Here is a 12,852-nt window from a genome sequence, read left to right on the forward strand (position 1 = left end):
AGAGGACTTTCGCTACTACCGGCAGGTATTAGGGGAGGGCATGAGGCGCTACGGCGCCAAGCTTCACGCCTATTGCTGATGACGAACCACGTTCATCTGTTGGTCACGCCAGACGAGACTGGCAGCATCTCCCGGTTGATGCAGCATGTCGGTCGCCAGTACGTTCAGTACATCAACAAGACCTATCGCCGTTCGGGGGCACTTTGGGAGGGGCGGCACAAAAGCAGCCTGGTCGATGCCGAGAACTACCTGCTGAGCTGCTATCGCTATATTGAGCTCAATCCGGTCACGGCGTGTATGGTGGATCGGCCCGAGGAATATCCATGGAGTAGTTATCGCTCCAACGCGCTGGCTGAGACGGACACCCTGATATCCCCGCACCCGCTGTTTGAGTCTTTGGCCAAGGATAAACTCAAGCGCGAATCCGTCTATCAAGACCTCTTTCGGTCTCACTTAACTGAGAAGACCCGCAACGATATATCTGCGAGCATTTCGGCGAGTCGTATATTGGGTAGCGGCCGGTTCAAGGAACAGGTTGAAGCTGTTCTCGGGCGTAAGGCGGGTCAGATTGGTCGGGGGCGGCCAGCTAACGGTGGTTGATCAAAATTAAATCGATCTGGCCCCGCATTCGGTTACCGCATGCATACCAGTGTGCGGGAAGGCATGAACAACAAGATCAAGGTGAGCAAGCGGATGGCCGATGGCTACCGGGACAACGACTACTTCTTCCTGAAGATAAAAGCAGCGTTTCCCGGTAACGTGCGATGAACCTTTTTAAACGCCGTTCGCCTGGGGCGAATTACTTGTTGCGACGCTTGGCTACGCCAAGGCCGGCCAGGCCAAGACCCAGCAGTGCCAGGGAACCCGGCTCCGGAACTGAAGCCGCAGCGGTTTCGATACGGAAGTTGCTTTCAAAGATGTTGTTGTTGCCTTCCTGGGTCAGGAAGCCAATGCAGTTCGCGGGTGCGTCCGCTACCGCACATTGCTCATCGCTCAGCTGGTTCAGGCCAACGATTTCCAGGAACACGGAATAGCTGGTGCCATCGATGGAGAAGTTGGGCCCAGTGACTTCAAAGTTACCCGCTTCGTTCAAGTTGCCGAACTCGGGGTTCGCCAGGGAAAACACATCGTCACAGGTAGAAGCAGAACCTTCGAAGCAGTCACCGTTATTCAAGGTTTCGGTAAAGAAGCTCTGGAAGCTGATGGTGACGGGGTCTGGCGAGGTACCAGCCATTTCGTCTGGGGTCGCCGCGGTCAGCGTTAGCGTACTGTTCAGGTTAAAGCTGGCCAGCGCTGCGCTTGAAGCGGGGATAACCGCATTATCATGGCTGAATACGCCACCGGGCACCATGTCACCGTTGGTTACCAGCGGAGGTGGATTACTGGCGTCGGTAATGGAGATGGAGCTTCTGGCATCGTCTGAACCCCAGGAAACCGATTGGCCGTCTGCAGCGACGCTTCCGGTCCCTGTGCCTTCGCTAAAAGTGACATCGGAAAATGAATTGTCTACTTCGTAGTCCCATGACGTGATTTGGGCGGCGCTGGCAGCAGTTGCACCCAGAGCAAAGGGAAGAACTGCCGTTGTAATAAGTGCTGCTTTCTTCGGAAGCCGAGTCATATGTAAACCACCTGATTGTTTGAGGATGAATCATTTATCCAGAGGGCAAAACGGGATTGTTGTAGCTGAATGTCGCGACCCGTTTGCCCCAAGTTAGCACTCATCATGCCAGTTTTATTTAGCTATTAATTTCAATGGATTGAGTATTTTACTTAAAATTTTTATGAATACCCCGTAAAGCCAGCCGACAACGGATGGAACACATCTATTTGTTAAAATTACTCAATCTGTTTAAAGCGGCGAATACATGTATCTTTTATTGGGGTATATATTTAAAGCCCCTATATAAAGGGCTGCTCAGCTACGGCTGTTTTAGATACATGAAACAAGAGCGCACATAAATAGTGATATTTAATATTATTTTCAAAATTACAAAGTGGCAGGGTGGACATATACTTAAAAAGGACATTCAAATTGGAGCCCTGGGCGCCAATCCGCACAACAAGCGGCGTGTGAAGCATGTAGTCGAAATATCTCTTTCCCGCGCAATAAGGCTGGCGACGTAGATCTCCCAGAGCGTCGATATTTTTTACGTTGCTATCATTACGAACGAGTTCTCCGAATTTTAGGCGTCAGTTGGGCGCCGCACAGGCATCTCGAGGCGGGTGGTAGCGCGCCCTCCCGGGCAATGGCCGCCTTGAGATAGAGATTCGCCAGCCCGTTCACATTTCTGCTGTGATCGCTATAGCGTCGTTATTTCGCGGGTGAAGGGCGGAATGGAGTGGTCCGGGGATGGTAGAAGAAACCTTTCCTACACGTCATGTACCGAGGCGGCGTCGATACTGACAATCCCTTGAAACCAGAACGCTATGCAGATAGGCGCCGGGAATGCTGTTTAGGGCCGGCAGAAGTAATGGGGCAGAGCGCATATTGAGTGGCCGTTCGTATGATCAGGTGAGCACAAACTCTCGTATCGCCTTTAGGGAACAATTGCGGGAACAAAATATGCGCTTCACTTTTTTCGTCACCACAGGGCAAACCATTCTGGCGGTGTTGCTTTCGCTTATCGCACTGACTGCTCACGGAACGGATATGAACAGGCTGAACGACTATCAGTGGAGAAATCGACTCATTCTGGTTCAAGCTGCCAGTGAGAATGGCGGTGAGATTGAAACGCTCAGGCGTGCCAAGGCCGACGGTGATGACCGTGATATTGTCTGGTTTGTGAACACTGGGTCGGACGTCGTTTCAAACCAGGACGTTCTTTCGAGTAGCCTGGAGAGCGACGTCAGGGCTCTGCTTGAGGAGTCCCGTTCGGATGAGCGGGTCCTGTTGATCGGCAAAGACGGCGGTATCAAAAGCCGGGAGTCCAGTCTCAATCTTGACGCTATTTTCCGCCGTATTGACGCCATGCCAATGCGCATTCGCGAGATGCGCGCCAGCGATTAAATCGGCGGAACTGCCATCGAATTCAAGGCTCCACCGGCATAGAGAGCCGGTACCAATCGATTTTCTGAGTACCCTCTGGCCAGCTCAACGACCTTGCAGCTGCCCCACATAGGCAGCAATAAAAGCCGTTTCCTGAAACGCCTTCAGGCCCGTATCGGCAAACGCAATGGGCAGCGGGTTGGATGCCAGGGTCGACTTGATCAGAGCCGGGGGCAGCAAGGTCACCGTCAACTCAATACCGGTGATCAGTTGAATGGCCGCTTCCATTTTAAAGCTGATGGCACCACCGGCAAATTTGCCTTTTGGCATCCGCTCTTTGATCGCGACACGGGTGACCCCGTACTCGGCCATTAATTTCGCAAACGCCGCCTGGAACTGCTTCAGATCTTCACGGCTGTGGTTTTTCGGTAGTGACAGTTTGCGCACCTTGCACGCCGGCAGGTTGAACTGCCCCCTCTCCATGCTCAGCAAACACACCACCGCATCGCTGCCCGTCAGCTCAACCCCGCAAACAATCATAGCCGCCCTCTGTGCATAGACTGTTGTCAGTCACAGCACTTCTTGAATTTGATACCACTACCGCAGGTGCAAACGTCGTTGCGGGAGGGTGATTTTGCCGTGGTGACGGTCCCGCCTTTGTTCAGGATAGCGGTGAGCTCATTGATGGATTCAACGGCGCCCTCGCGGGTATCAACCGAAATAGTCGCGTGCAGCTTCGCCCTGGCCACCTGTGCCTCAATTTCCTGCTTGCGCGCTTCACTGGTAACTACCAGCGTTAGCGGATACTTCCTGCTGCCACTTTTTTGGCTGGCGTTGGTCTGAAAGCCGCCGTAAGCGGTGTGGTGCTGGTGAGCGTCCTGCCGACCCTTGTAGAAAAATTTATCTGACATCGCGACATCCTGGTGAGGAGAATACCCGAGCTATTGCCGGGAGGAGTCTTTTAGCATGCTTGCGGGAACGGCGATATAGGCAGATTTAATTTCCGGAGATGGCGGGTACTGGGCAGCGGGCGATTTAAGGAACACGTTGAAGCTGCCCTCGGGCGTAAGGCGGGGCAGATCGGACGGGGCGACCAGCCATTTTTGGATGATCCAAATTAAATCGGTCTGCACAGCCGGGCCGCTACGCCCGCAATCAGGCGAACGCGTCGAGATCCAGGTAGTCGCCGCTGGCTTCGCGAATCGTGCGGCCCTGGTCGTCGATCTCGGCCGAGACTTCGCGGAAATGGTGCCGTGCGGCCATGGTGTCGAGCCAGCGGGCTACGCGCGGATAGCGATCGAAGTGATAGCCCACCGCCACGATCTGATAGAGTTCGCAGGCGATGGTGAGATCGGCGAGCGTTGGCTGCGTGCCGCCACAGAGCATGGGGGTGTTCGCATCGCCGCCGTCCTGTGCGGACAGCTGCGATTCGAGCGTCGCCAGGCTCGGCTGCAGTGCATTCTGCAACGGCACGAGCACATTGCTTTGCAGCTCGTACTTCAGCATCGGCAAGGTCAGGTGCAGGTTCATGATGTCGTGGAACATGTCGTAACGCCGAACGTGATTGTGATGCCAGGCCATCCACAGATCGATTGTTGCGGTGCGCTCGGCGTCGGCCGCGCCGGGATACCATGCCGCGGCCGCACTCCCGTTCGGCGCGTGCCTGCATAGATAGCGCAGAATCGCATGGCTTTCGCCGAGCTTGAATTCCGTCTCCCGACCGTCGCATTCTGCCGCCGGAACGATGATCGCGGGAATCGTCTGCAAGGCATTGACGCGTTGGGTGAACCAGGATTCGCGGGTCTCGCCGTTCGCGAAATCCACTTCATGCCATTCATAGGGCTGATCGAGTTCGCGTAGCAGGATCTCCACGGCGCGGCTGGGTTGCGAAAAGCGATGGGCGTACAGGGCGACAGGCATGAATAATCTCCAATCGAGTGAAAGGCGGGCGATCAGGATTTGAATCCTGCGATCAGGGTCACACACATGCACGTTTCGATTAAAGCGGTCGGAGTTAATGATGTCAGGGCAAATTTGCCCTAGACGATCTCTACGGCAATGGAAGTGCTCTTATCTTCGGTAAGATGGATTGGCTTACTTTGAAGTAAGACGGTGAATTTTACGCACAGTTATGCCTGATACTTGGGAGGGTAGGGATAATGATTAAAGGTGAATCGACAGTCAGTGAGAAAGGCCAGCTCGTAATCCCGAAGGAAATCAGGCAGGCCCTGGATGTGCAGCGGGGCGACAAACTGTCCTGGGTCATGAATGACGATGGCACTATCCGGGTCACCTTGGCAAAGGGCGACCTCTTGACGCTGCGAGGCCGGACTAAGAGTGGCGGCAAATCAGTGTCTGTCGAAGAAATGGATGAGGCCATTAAGGCTGGGGCGGCGGCGAGTGAAAGGGCTGGATACCAAAGCTCTGGTGCGGTTTCTGGTCGACGCGGAGGGCGATCCGGAACAGCACGAAATCGCGGCTGACTTCATACAGACCCACGGCACCGTGGACGACCCGTGCTACATGTCCAGTATCGCGCTGTGCGAATTGTCCTGGGTTCTTCAGCGAGCTTATAAAGTGCCTAGGGTAGAGATTGCCAACCAGATCGCAGATCTGTTGGACGCCCAGCAACTGGTGGTGGCTGGCCGTGAACTGGTCCGGCGTGCCCCTGGCCGATTTCCGAGAAAGTAACGCGGACTTCCCGGATCGCCTGATCGCGTGGCTGGGTAAAGCGGCGGGTGCGGAAGAGACGGCAACATTCGACAAGAAGACAGGTAAACAGCCTTTATTTCAATATATAGGTAATTGGCAAGGGTGAACCTGGCCGAACCTCATCCAGCTCTCTGCATAAGGTCGATGGACCGCTAGCCTAGGGGGGTAGCTGATCTGACAAAACAGCCTTCATCCCTTTCTCGTCTAGAAAATCGGAATCAATTTTCACGACAGTACGTCCATCTAACACCAGGAAGACGAATATCTTCCCGTCGTCTGCGGGGAAGTAATAAGCGTCGTGCTGCCCGGCTTGCCAAACCCCTGACGCATCGCTCACGTCGAATACCTTCCTGAAGCTTTCGACGGCTGAAATATCGCACGCGCCTGAGTCTTCCAACTTAAGAACCTGCCGGAAGAATGAGGGGTAGTCGCACCCGCCCGTTCCGAAGCTGCCCTCCTTAGTAAACGCGATGAATTGCTCGCCAGGCTTTGTGCTGTACTTGAAGCCGAGAAAGTTGTCATCTCCACCGGCTGAACCAACGGCAACGACATTGCTGGGTATATGGAAGTTCAAACCCGAGTAAGAAGCCTCCACGTCGCTACGTGTGGCGCAGCCGGAGAAGATGAGTAGACAGGACATTGCGAGTAGGAAGCGACGCATATCAAAGGCCCATAAGTGCGAACTGGATTTTGATTTATAGCTTCTGTCGACTTGAGCCCGGTAGTCTTCGTAGACAGCGGTATCGCCCTCGGCCATTCGCTTGCCGATCTTGGCAATCTGTTTGACGATATAGGATATCCCGGGTTTGCCGGAGCTTGGCCTCGGCACGAGATCCATGGAGGCATAACAGGATTGGCTTTCTTCGAGGGTTTCGTACACGACTTTTGCCGACTCACCATTCACAGCACGAGGCGCTGCAGTGCCTTGTCCCCAGAAGTAGTTGATGACAGTACGCTCTTTCGTCGTTGTTCATGCCAATCTCCTTTTGGCGATAATTTGGTCCTTCTAAACATGTAGGAAATTAGCATAGCGCCACGCTGTTTTATATCGGATTTATGGTTCGCTGAGGTGAATACATTATAGGGCGCAGTTCAATCTGACCCCCGCGCTAGACCACCATCGATTCGACCATGTCTCGGTGGCCAGAAAAGACTATTGACGGGAATATTGTTCTTTTAATTGGTATTATCCAGAATTATAGACTTATCTTGAACAAGGATTGTTCTATGCAGACATACGCTCAGTCAGCTTGGCGTGGCGAGAAGCCCTTCAGCTGTGAATTCGCTGTGCAGGCACCCCATGACGAACAGCTACCGGTTCCAGGGAAGGCTTGGCGGGTTTCCAAAACGCTTCTCATGTTTGTGATCACGGCGGCCCTGATTGCCAGCATTATACTCTTCGGTATGGCTGCGTTCGGTTCTGGCCTGAGGCCTTCCGTCATGATTAATGACCCGCTTTTCTCCGCCGTCTACGTGTTCCTGGCTGCTATTGCCATATTGCATTTTGTACTCTGGATCGATGAAAAAAAACAAAAGCGGTTGCAGGCCGAAGGGTTTAGGCGACGCGCGAGTCACCGCCTAAAGTCGGGCGCCGCCCGATTGAATATCCTTGATTTTGAGTGCAGGCCAAGCCCTCGATCCGCCCTAACGGCGTTTCGTGGCGGAGACGCGAAACCAAGCAGATGGCGGAGATATATTGGAGGTTATTCCAATTTCCAGGGCGTGGCGTGGAATGAGGAGGAGCTTGCGTACGTCTCTCCCTCTTCCTTTCAGGGTAATATGCTCGGAGTGCAACTCTTATGCTGGCCTATAGTTTTGCTTGCTTGGCCGCTCGTTATCGTTCACTTGTTCGGTCTAGATGCAAGTAACGTTAATGTTATAGGTTATGTTGTTTTCTTTATGCTTAGTGGAGGTGTGATCGCTCACCAACTAATATTCAAGGGATATTACCAAGACCATGGTGGCTCAAAAGAGTTTACTCTGAACAGACGAACGGGGTTGGTTACTTTATATGAAAATGGGGAAGAGGTCTTTTGCCATCGTTTTATAGATTTTAACTGCTACTTCAAGCAGGAGTACTATGGTGGCCGCACCGGGTGGGTGAGAAGCTTGCATATGGCTTATAGAAACGAAGATTATTCTTACGGCCATGTCGTGGATTTAGCCCCATTTGTTGCGAGTACGTCGGCCCGTGCCTATTTAGAGGTCTGGGAAATCATAAAATGCTACATGAATGTGACGCTTCCTTTACCGGAAACGCTATATCTGGAATCGCGAAGATCGCGTGATCCTACAACCGTGGCCTATGATTTGGAGAGCAAAAATTCTCCAATAGTTACGTCAAAAATGAGTGACAGAGAATTCCATAGTCTTCTTTATGCAATTGATGACGCAGGTTGACGTTTCATATTTAGCTAAGCCTGATTCTCTTAAACCGGCTTTTAATGGCTACTCATCGACTGTCAAGCTTAGAATATAGCTGATTGGCCCAGCCGGCGCGGGCTCAAATTTCACGGCAATATGTTTAGCGGACTCTATGGAGACTAAAACTCTTCCATTCTCGGCTTCGGGATCCTTTGTTCTTCTGTTCGAGGCGTTCAACGAGCCAGGGCCGGCTCGGCAAAGCCTGAAAGAACTTTATAACTTAACTGGACGCCAGTGAACTTCATCCCAACGGAGGAGTACTCAACGGTGAATCGCGCAAGAAAAGGATGCTCCGGAAGGCGATACCAGAGTCCCTTAGGAATACACATCTCGAAAAACAGTCGGTCTATCCTCTCATTGATGAGCTGGTAATCGCATGAATGACGCCCACCGCCGCGGCCCAGGGATACCTCATACTCGATGATCTTGCTTTCGCTATACAGTGTCGTCCAGAGGTTTGGGATCGTATATCCGATGGACATGAAGAACGTCCACCATATCAACAGCGGTGCTCCTATAATTGCGAGGGACTTCTTGGCGCGACTTAGAGCGTACCATTGTGCATCGGGCTTGAGGCGCCCTGTCCGTAAAAGTAGCGTATACCAGAGTAGAATCGTAACGGTTAACCCAATAGAAATGTACGTAGATAAACGTTCGAGCCACAGGTGTGGAAGAAAGCTTTTAGGGCCAAGTACATGAATCAATGTAAGGCTGGCCACAACGAGTACGATCGTCAACAATGCCCTCTGTTGCCAGTTCTCGCCGGATCTCTGGCTGGTGCTCTTCATTGGTTTCTCTTCATATTTAGACCAAGCGTGTTATTGGCGTTGTTGAATTTGGCATGTGGCTTAACAGCGGTTTGCTTTAAGCGTCAGGTGGGCTGAGCTTGGACCGAAGATTTTTTAATAACCCGTGGGCGTGAGTGGGACAATGGGTATGCTTGCATCGATAAACGGATTCACGATCGCAAACAGGATCATGGCGGAATAGGTAATTGTGAAATTCTTGGCGGCATCAATCGGAGTGATTGCGGTAGCGAGCGCATTGAATGGGTAGGCATACCATTCGCTGTACTCTCGTCGAACTTCAACTTTGTATCCATAATCGGTTTCACGCTGCCGCGCTTCAAACACTGCAGGTTCCCCGTCCAGGGTGCCATTTACTTCGGTCCATGATGAAGTCAGTCGGTTAAAAGGGATACGGACTGTGCCTCCTTCGCCTTTCTCCGATTTACTGATCGACGTCTGCAATGCCAGCGAATAGAAAAAGTTATTGTCGACGTTGAACTCGTGAATCTTTGTAGGGATGGCGTGGTTTTCTTCGAGGTCCCTGACGATGATTTCGCCGCTCTGCTCGCGTTCGCCGACGGTATCGAGAGTATTCGTCATCGTAAGCGCACAACCCGAGCTAAACATCAGGCCAGGCATTAGCAGAGCGGTTGTAAGAAAACGAACGATATGCGGTACTGCACTGAGGCGATGAGACATGGAGTGGCGTCCTTTCCACTGTTATCAGAGCTATGTCCGGCTCGATTCCTTTCGAGTTCGCGGACGGTTTGCGACTTAATACTTTAAAGGAAGCGGGCTGTCAATTGGACGCCCCTTGGCAAAGCTCTCCATTAGAAAACATAAACCACCCCGATACCTACCTCAGCCTCGTAATTGTTACGAGACACGGGGCTATCCGCTATATCGTTCCCGTAGTGCTCGTAAAGGACCTCGCCAAACAATTGCCAATTCTCGTTAAAGTTGTATCTGTAGTTGTAGTTAACCCCGATCGATCGAAAGCCGCCATCAAGATCGGTAAGTGGGAGCCCCGAGGCGGAAGATTGGGTCGCATCAACGCCAAAATCACTATTGGCTTGGTCACTGTCATGAAACACCGCGACAATGCCAATTTCGGAGCCGGTTCCGTCCGTTTGTGCGCCGAATCTATGCCCGTACCCGATCAAGGCTCGGTTTCCATTCGGGCCGAATATTAGGCGGCCATCTATCCAGTTGCGCCAACCGTCACTGAGGTCACGACGTAATTGCAGTACCACTTCGGCCCCGTCGTCTTGATCGCCGAGCCCATCCAGATCCCCATCACTTGAATCGGATTCCTGTCGACCTTCATCGAATCCCAGCGATGCCTCCAAAAGCCAGGCGTCGGAAACAAGACCACGCCAACCAATGGCTTCTCCCGCAAAATAGTAAATGTGGCGGCCGCTACGCCATTGGAGTGCCCCCGCCGGATCGACTTCAAAATCGAAGTCGTCAGAACCCTCGTACTCGGATTCATACTCCACTGAAAGCCCCAGCCCGATACCCCAGCCGTCACCATCCGTAAAATCGTCCAGGGAAGGTAGAGGTACTAGCACCCTTCTACTTTCGTCCGCCAACACGTTGTTTACGTAGGGAAATGCCAGTAGGGGCACCGTTAGCAAAAGAGCAGTTGGGCGCTTCATTGGGTTGTCCTCCGATATAGAAGAGGTCGTACTAGTGAGTATGGATATACTTACGTTCCGGAAAGAATATTGGCCTGCATGGTGAGGATCGGATCGATTTAATTTTGTCCAGCATCGGTTGATGCAGTCAGTGCAATACATCAACAAGATTTTTGGCTGCAATGTTCCGGCGAGTTGCCTCCTGGGCGGCGGCCGATTTAAGGAAGAAGTTGAAGCTGCACTCAGGCGCAAGGCGGGCAGATGAGCGGGGCGGCCGGCTAACCGTGGTTGATCGGGATAAATCGACCCGCCCCGTGGTTGGACCGTGCCCCCGCGCTGGATAAGAAACCCCGCTGGTTTGACCACTGCAACCCTCATTGTTAGGTTAAATTTGCTAACAGCATGCATTACCGGGGTGCGGTGTACTGATGGCGAGGTTCGCTTGGTTAGCGACACCTAATTGGGAGAGAAGCGGAACCTGGAAAAGACAAGGGAGCGCATGTCCACTGCACATATGAGTCGCCAGGCTTTCAAGAGTTCCTGGCGTAAGCTGGGGCGTAATCTGCTTCCCTGGCTGTTTGCCGTACTGGTTACATCTGTCCTCGGCTCTCTGGTCCAGTCTACCCTGAATCTCATCAACATATTCGAGATGGGGTCCTACGCAACCTGGCACGATTGGGGGCGGACCCTCCTTCACGACTTGCTCACCTTTGCGCCGTTTTATGCGCTGCTAGTTGGCGTTGCCTTTCTCTTCGCGTTTCCCAGCGCACTCTGGGTGTCCCGGGGCTGGCCCAGGTTAGGCTCGACTGCACTGGGTGCGTCGGGCGCCGTGGGGCTGGCCGTTGCGTTTGTCGTTGCCAACGAGATATCCGCTATACCGACGGTGATCGCCGCTACTCGCAACGTCGTTGGCTTCGTGGCCATGATGGTGACCGGGTTGATCGGTGCCTGGGTCTTTGCAGTCACCAGCGGCAAGCCGGAGTTTCGGTCACAAAAGGGGTTCACCTGGACCCACCTGGCGTTTCCCGTGGTCGTGCTGATCGCGGCGTTTGCACTTCACCTGTCGATGCGCCCGGAACGCCAGCTGGCCATTGATGACTACTCCCATACGAATTATCGGGTCGCCATTCTGGCCAAGGGCCTGGAATATCCCTGGAGTATGGTGACGCTGCCGGATGGGCGGCGTCTGGTGGCTGAACGCACGGGCGATATCCGCATCATCGATACCGAGGGGGCGCTGCTCAAATCGCCCCTGGAGGGCGTTCCCGAGGTGGTATTCGGCGAGCAGGGCGGTCTGCTGGACATGGAGCTGTCGCCCCACTTCGAGCAGGACCGGACCCTGTTCCTCAGTTATGCCTGCGGCACGGTAGAAGCCAACAACCTGTGTGTCGGCCGGGGCGAACTTGATGGGCGAGTGCTTGAGAACGTGCAGCGCATCTTCCGGGCGGAGCCGTTGAAAGATACGACATTACAGTTCGGTTCACGGATCGTGTTCCTCCCCGACGACACCCTGGTGGTATCGGTTGGCGATGGCTTCGACTTCCGTGAGGAGGCCCAGGACCTGAGCAACCACATGGGCAAACTGATCCGTCTGAATATGGACGGGTCCGTGCCGGAGGACAATCCCTTTGTGGGACAGGAGGTCAAGCAGCCGGAGATCTACAGCTACGGCCACCGCAATCCCGAGGGGCTGTTCTACTACGCAGAGACCGGTCGTCTTTACGAGAGTGAGCATGGCCCCTACGGAGGGGATGAGGTCAACATTATTGAGCCGGGCGTGAACTATGGATGGCCAGTGGCCACCGAGGGCATCAACTATCCGGGCTCGAACATTACCCCTCACGATCAGCTCGAAGGCATGCGGGGCCCTATCAATCACTGGACACCGTCGATCGCCCCGTCAGGCATGACCGTCTATGACGGCGAGGCGTTCCCTGAGCTAAAAGGTGACCTGCTGGTCAGCGGCCTGGCGGGACAGGGCGTTTTCCGCCTGAACATGGAGGAGGGTGAGCTGGTCTCCGACCAGCGCCTGTTCCACGAACTCGGCAAGCGTATTCGCGACGTTATCGTCGGCAAGGAAGGCGAACTCTACCTGCTGACAGACTATGCCTCCGGCGAGATTCTTCGCATCGAGCCGAACGGGAAAACGGCGGAAGACTGAGGCGGCGGGAAAGCCGGGACACATCTACTTGCTGAAATCGATCTCATCCCGGTACAGGGCGGACTCGCGGTCGTTTTGCTTGTTTGGGACACGCGAATACAGGGTGTCGGTCGCCAAAGTGTGCGGTACTTTCGGTCGGGCAGC

General features: G+C 53.7%; 15 protein-coding genes and 1 pseudogene. 8 read left to right on the forward strand and 8 right to left on the reverse strand.

From position 1 onward, the window contains the following. The first annotated feature begins 78 nt into the window (after nt 1–78). On the forward strand, nt 79–600 hold the full coding sequence (locus tag RE428_RS05230; RefSeq protein ID WP_227500207.1) for a transposase: 522 nt from the start codon (nt 79–81) through the stop codon (nt 598–600). Between the two features lie 39 nt (nt 601–639). Beyond that, nucleotides 640–768: pseudogene (locus tag RE428_RS05235) on the forward strand (transposase); the annotation flags it as partial. 31 nt (nt 769–799) lie between these two features. Here RE428_RS05235 and RE428_RS05240 read toward each other — a convergent pair. Then, nucleotides 800–1,618 (reverse strand): THxN family PEP-CTERM protein, encoded by an 819-nt coding sequence (locus tag RE428_RS05240; RefSeq protein WP_004580926.1) that lies wholly within the window; start codon nt 1,616–1,618, stop codon nt 800–802. An 828-nt stretch (nt 1,619–2,446) separates the two neighbouring features. Here RE428_RS05240 and RE428_RS05245 point away from each other — a divergent pair. After that, nucleotides 2,447–3,007 carry a DUF4174 domain-containing protein gene (locus RE428_RS05245; RefSeq protein WP_227500208.1) on the forward strand — a complete coding sequence of 187 codons (561 nt, stop codon included), beginning with the start codon at nt 2,447–2,449 and terminating at the stop codon, nt 3,005–3,007. 84 nt (nt 3,008–3,091) lie between these two features. Here the strand turns inward: RE428_RS05245 and RE428_RS05250 are convergent, their stop codons facing one another. The 3 genes from RE428_RS05250 to RE428_RS05260 all read right to left on the reverse strand — a co-directional run bounded on the left by RE428_RS05250 (nt 3,092) and on the right by RE428_RS05260 (nt 4,906). Continuing rightward, a complete protein-coding gene (locus RE428_RS05250; protein ID WP_004580928.1) occupies nt 3,092–3,526 on the reverse strand; it encodes a DUF3010 family protein in 435 nt (144 codons plus the stop codon). Nucleotides 3,527–3,552: 26 nt separating this feature from the next. After that, on the reverse strand, nt 3,553–3,897 hold the full coding sequence (locus tag RE428_RS05255; RefSeq protein ID WP_004580929.1) for a PBPRA1643 family SWIM/SEC-C metal-binding motif protein: 345 nt from the start codon (nt 3,895–3,897) through the stop codon (nt 3,553–3,555). A gap of 244 nt (nt 3,898–4,141) precedes the next feature. Then, a complete protein-coding gene (locus RE428_RS05260) occupies nt 4,142–4,906 on the reverse strand; it encodes a glutathione S-transferase family protein (RefSeq protein ID WP_004580930.1) in 765 nt (254 codons plus the stop codon). 239 nt (nt 4,907–5,145) lie between these two features. Between RE428_RS05260 and RE428_RS24410 the strand changes: the two genes are divergently transcribed. Genes RE428_RS24410 through RE428_RS24415 form a run of 3 tightly spaced genes read left to right on the forward strand, consistent with a single transcriptional unit; the run spans nt 5,146 to nt 5,804 of the window. Continuing rightward, a complete protein-coding gene (locus tag RE428_RS24410; protein WP_081614585.1) occupies nt 5,146–5,469 on the forward strand; it encodes an AbrB/MazE/SpoVT family DNA-binding domain-containing protein in 324 nt (107 codons plus the stop codon). Continuing rightward, nucleotides 5,357–5,677, forward strand: coding sequence for a hypothetical protein (locus RE428_RS05265; protein WP_338381168.1), 321 nt, complete (start codon nt 5,357–5,359; stop codon nt 5,675–5,677). Before RE428_RS24410 ends, RE428_RS05265 begins: the two co-directional genes overlap by 113 nt. Then, nucleotides 5,634–5,804 (forward strand): hypothetical protein, encoded by a 171-nt coding sequence (locus RE428_RS24415; protein WP_004580932.1) that lies wholly within the window; start codon nt 5,634–5,636, stop codon nt 5,802–5,804. The genes RE428_RS05265 and RE428_RS24415 overlap by 44 nt, the downstream gene beginning before the upstream one ends. Before the next feature lie 51 nt (nt 5,805–5,855). On the opposite strand, the gene RE428_RS05270 is transcribed toward RE428_RS24415, so the two are convergent. After that, the gene (locus RE428_RS05270; protein WP_205624602.1) at nt 5,856–6,578 is read right to left on the reverse strand and encodes a hypothetical protein; all 723 of its coding nucleotides are present in this window, start codon (nt 6,576–6,578) and stop codon (nt 5,856–5,858) included. Between the two features lie 347 nt (nt 6,579–6,925). Between RE428_RS05270 and RE428_RS05275 the strand changes: the two genes are divergently transcribed. Next, entirely contained in the window at nt 6,926–8,098 is a 1,173-nt protein-coding gene (locus RE428_RS05275) for a hypothetical protein (RefSeq protein WP_004580934.1), read from the forward strand. Nucleotides 8,099–8,295: 197 nt separating this feature from the next. Here RE428_RS05275 and RE428_RS05280 read toward each other — a convergent pair whose 3' ends face one another. The 3 genes from RE428_RS05280 to RE428_RS05290 form a co-directional block, all read right to left on the reverse strand. Further along, nucleotides 8,296–8,910: a hypothetical protein gene (locus RE428_RS05280; protein ID WP_004580935.1), complete on the reverse strand. Its 615-nt coding sequence runs from the start codon at nt 8,908–8,910 to the stop codon at nt 8,296–8,298. Between the two features lie 114 nt (nt 8,911–9,024). Then, complete coding sequence (locus tag RE428_RS05285; protein WP_040882509.1) at nt 9,025–9,609, reverse strand: hypothetical protein; 585 nt, start codon at nt 9,607–9,609, stop codon at nt 9,025–9,027. 131 nt (nt 9,610–9,740) lie between these two features. Then, nucleotides 9,741–10,568, reverse strand: coding sequence for a MipA/OmpV family protein (locus RE428_RS05290; RefSeq protein ID WP_004580937.1), 828 nt, complete (start codon nt 10,566–10,568; stop codon nt 9,741–9,743). 478 nt (nt 10,569–11,046) lie between these two features. On the opposite strand from RE428_RS05290, the gene RE428_RS05295 reads away from it, so the two are divergent. Continuing rightward, a complete protein-coding gene (locus tag RE428_RS05295) occupies nt 11,047–12,708 on the forward strand; it encodes a PQQ-dependent sugar dehydrogenase (RefSeq protein ID WP_081614586.1) in 1,662 nt (553 codons plus the stop codon). Nucleotides 12,709–12,852 lie beyond the last annotated feature (144 nt).

The sequence above is a fragment of the Marinobacter nanhaiticus D15-8W genome, assembly GCF_036511935.1.
Lineage (GTDB): Bacteria > Pseudomonadota > Gammaproteobacteria > Pseudomonadales > Oleiphilaceae > Marinobacter_A > Marinobacter_A nanhaiticus.

Bases quoted from the DNA above. Each gene is read 5' to 3' on its own strand.
- RE428_RS05250 (WP_004580928.1), bottom strand. From the start codon at position 3,526: ATGATTGTTTGCGGGGTTGAGCTGACGGGCAGCGATGCGGTGGTGTGT.
- RE428_RS24410 (WP_081614585.1), top strand. From the start codon at position 5,146: ATGATTAAAGGTGAATCGACAGTCAGTGAGAAAGGCCAGCTCGTAATC.
- RE428_RS05255 (WP_004580929.1), bottom strand. From the start codon at position 3,897: ATGTCAGATAAATTTTTCTACAAGGGTCGGCAGGACGCTCACCAGCAC.
- RE428_RS05275 (WP_004580934.1), top strand. From the start codon at position 6,926: ATGCAGACATACGCTCAGTCAGCTTGGCGTGGCGAGAAGCCCTTCAGC.
- RE428_RS05285 (WP_040882509.1), bottom strand. From the start codon at position 9,609: ATGTCTCATCGCCTCAGTGCAGTACCGCATATCGTTCGTTTTCTTACA.
- RE428_RS05230 (WP_227500207.1), top strand. From the start codon at position 79: ATGACGAACCACGTTCATCTGTTGGTCACGCCAGACGAGACTGGCAGC.
- RE428_RS05265 (WP_338381168.1), top strand. From the start codon at position 5,357: ATGAGGCCATTAAGGCTGGGGCGGCGGCGAGTGAAAGGGCTGGATACC.
- RE428_RS05240 (WP_004580926.1), bottom strand. From the start codon at position 1,618: ATGACTCGGCTTCCGAAGAAAGCAGCACTTATTACAACGGCAGTTCTT.
- RE428_RS05280 (WP_004580935.1), bottom strand. From the start codon at position 8,910: ATGAAGAGCACCAGCCAGAGATCCGGCGAGAACTGGCAACAGAGGGCA.
- RE428_RS05260 (WP_004580930.1), bottom strand. From the start codon at position 4,906: ATGCCTGTCGCCCTGTACGCCCATCGCTTTTCGCAACCCAGCCGCGCC.
- RE428_RS05290 (WP_004580937.1), bottom strand. From the start codon at position 10,568: ATGAAGCGCCCAACTGCTCTTTTGCTAACGGTGCCCCTACTGGCATTT.
- RE428_RS05295 (WP_081614586.1), top strand. From the start codon at position 11,047: ATGTCCACTGCACATATGAGTCGCCAGGCTTTCAAGAGTTCCTGGCGT.
- RE428_RS05245 (WP_227500208.1), top strand. From the start codon at position 2,447: ATGCTGTTTAGGGCCGGCAGAAGTAATGGGGCAGAGCGCATATTGAGT.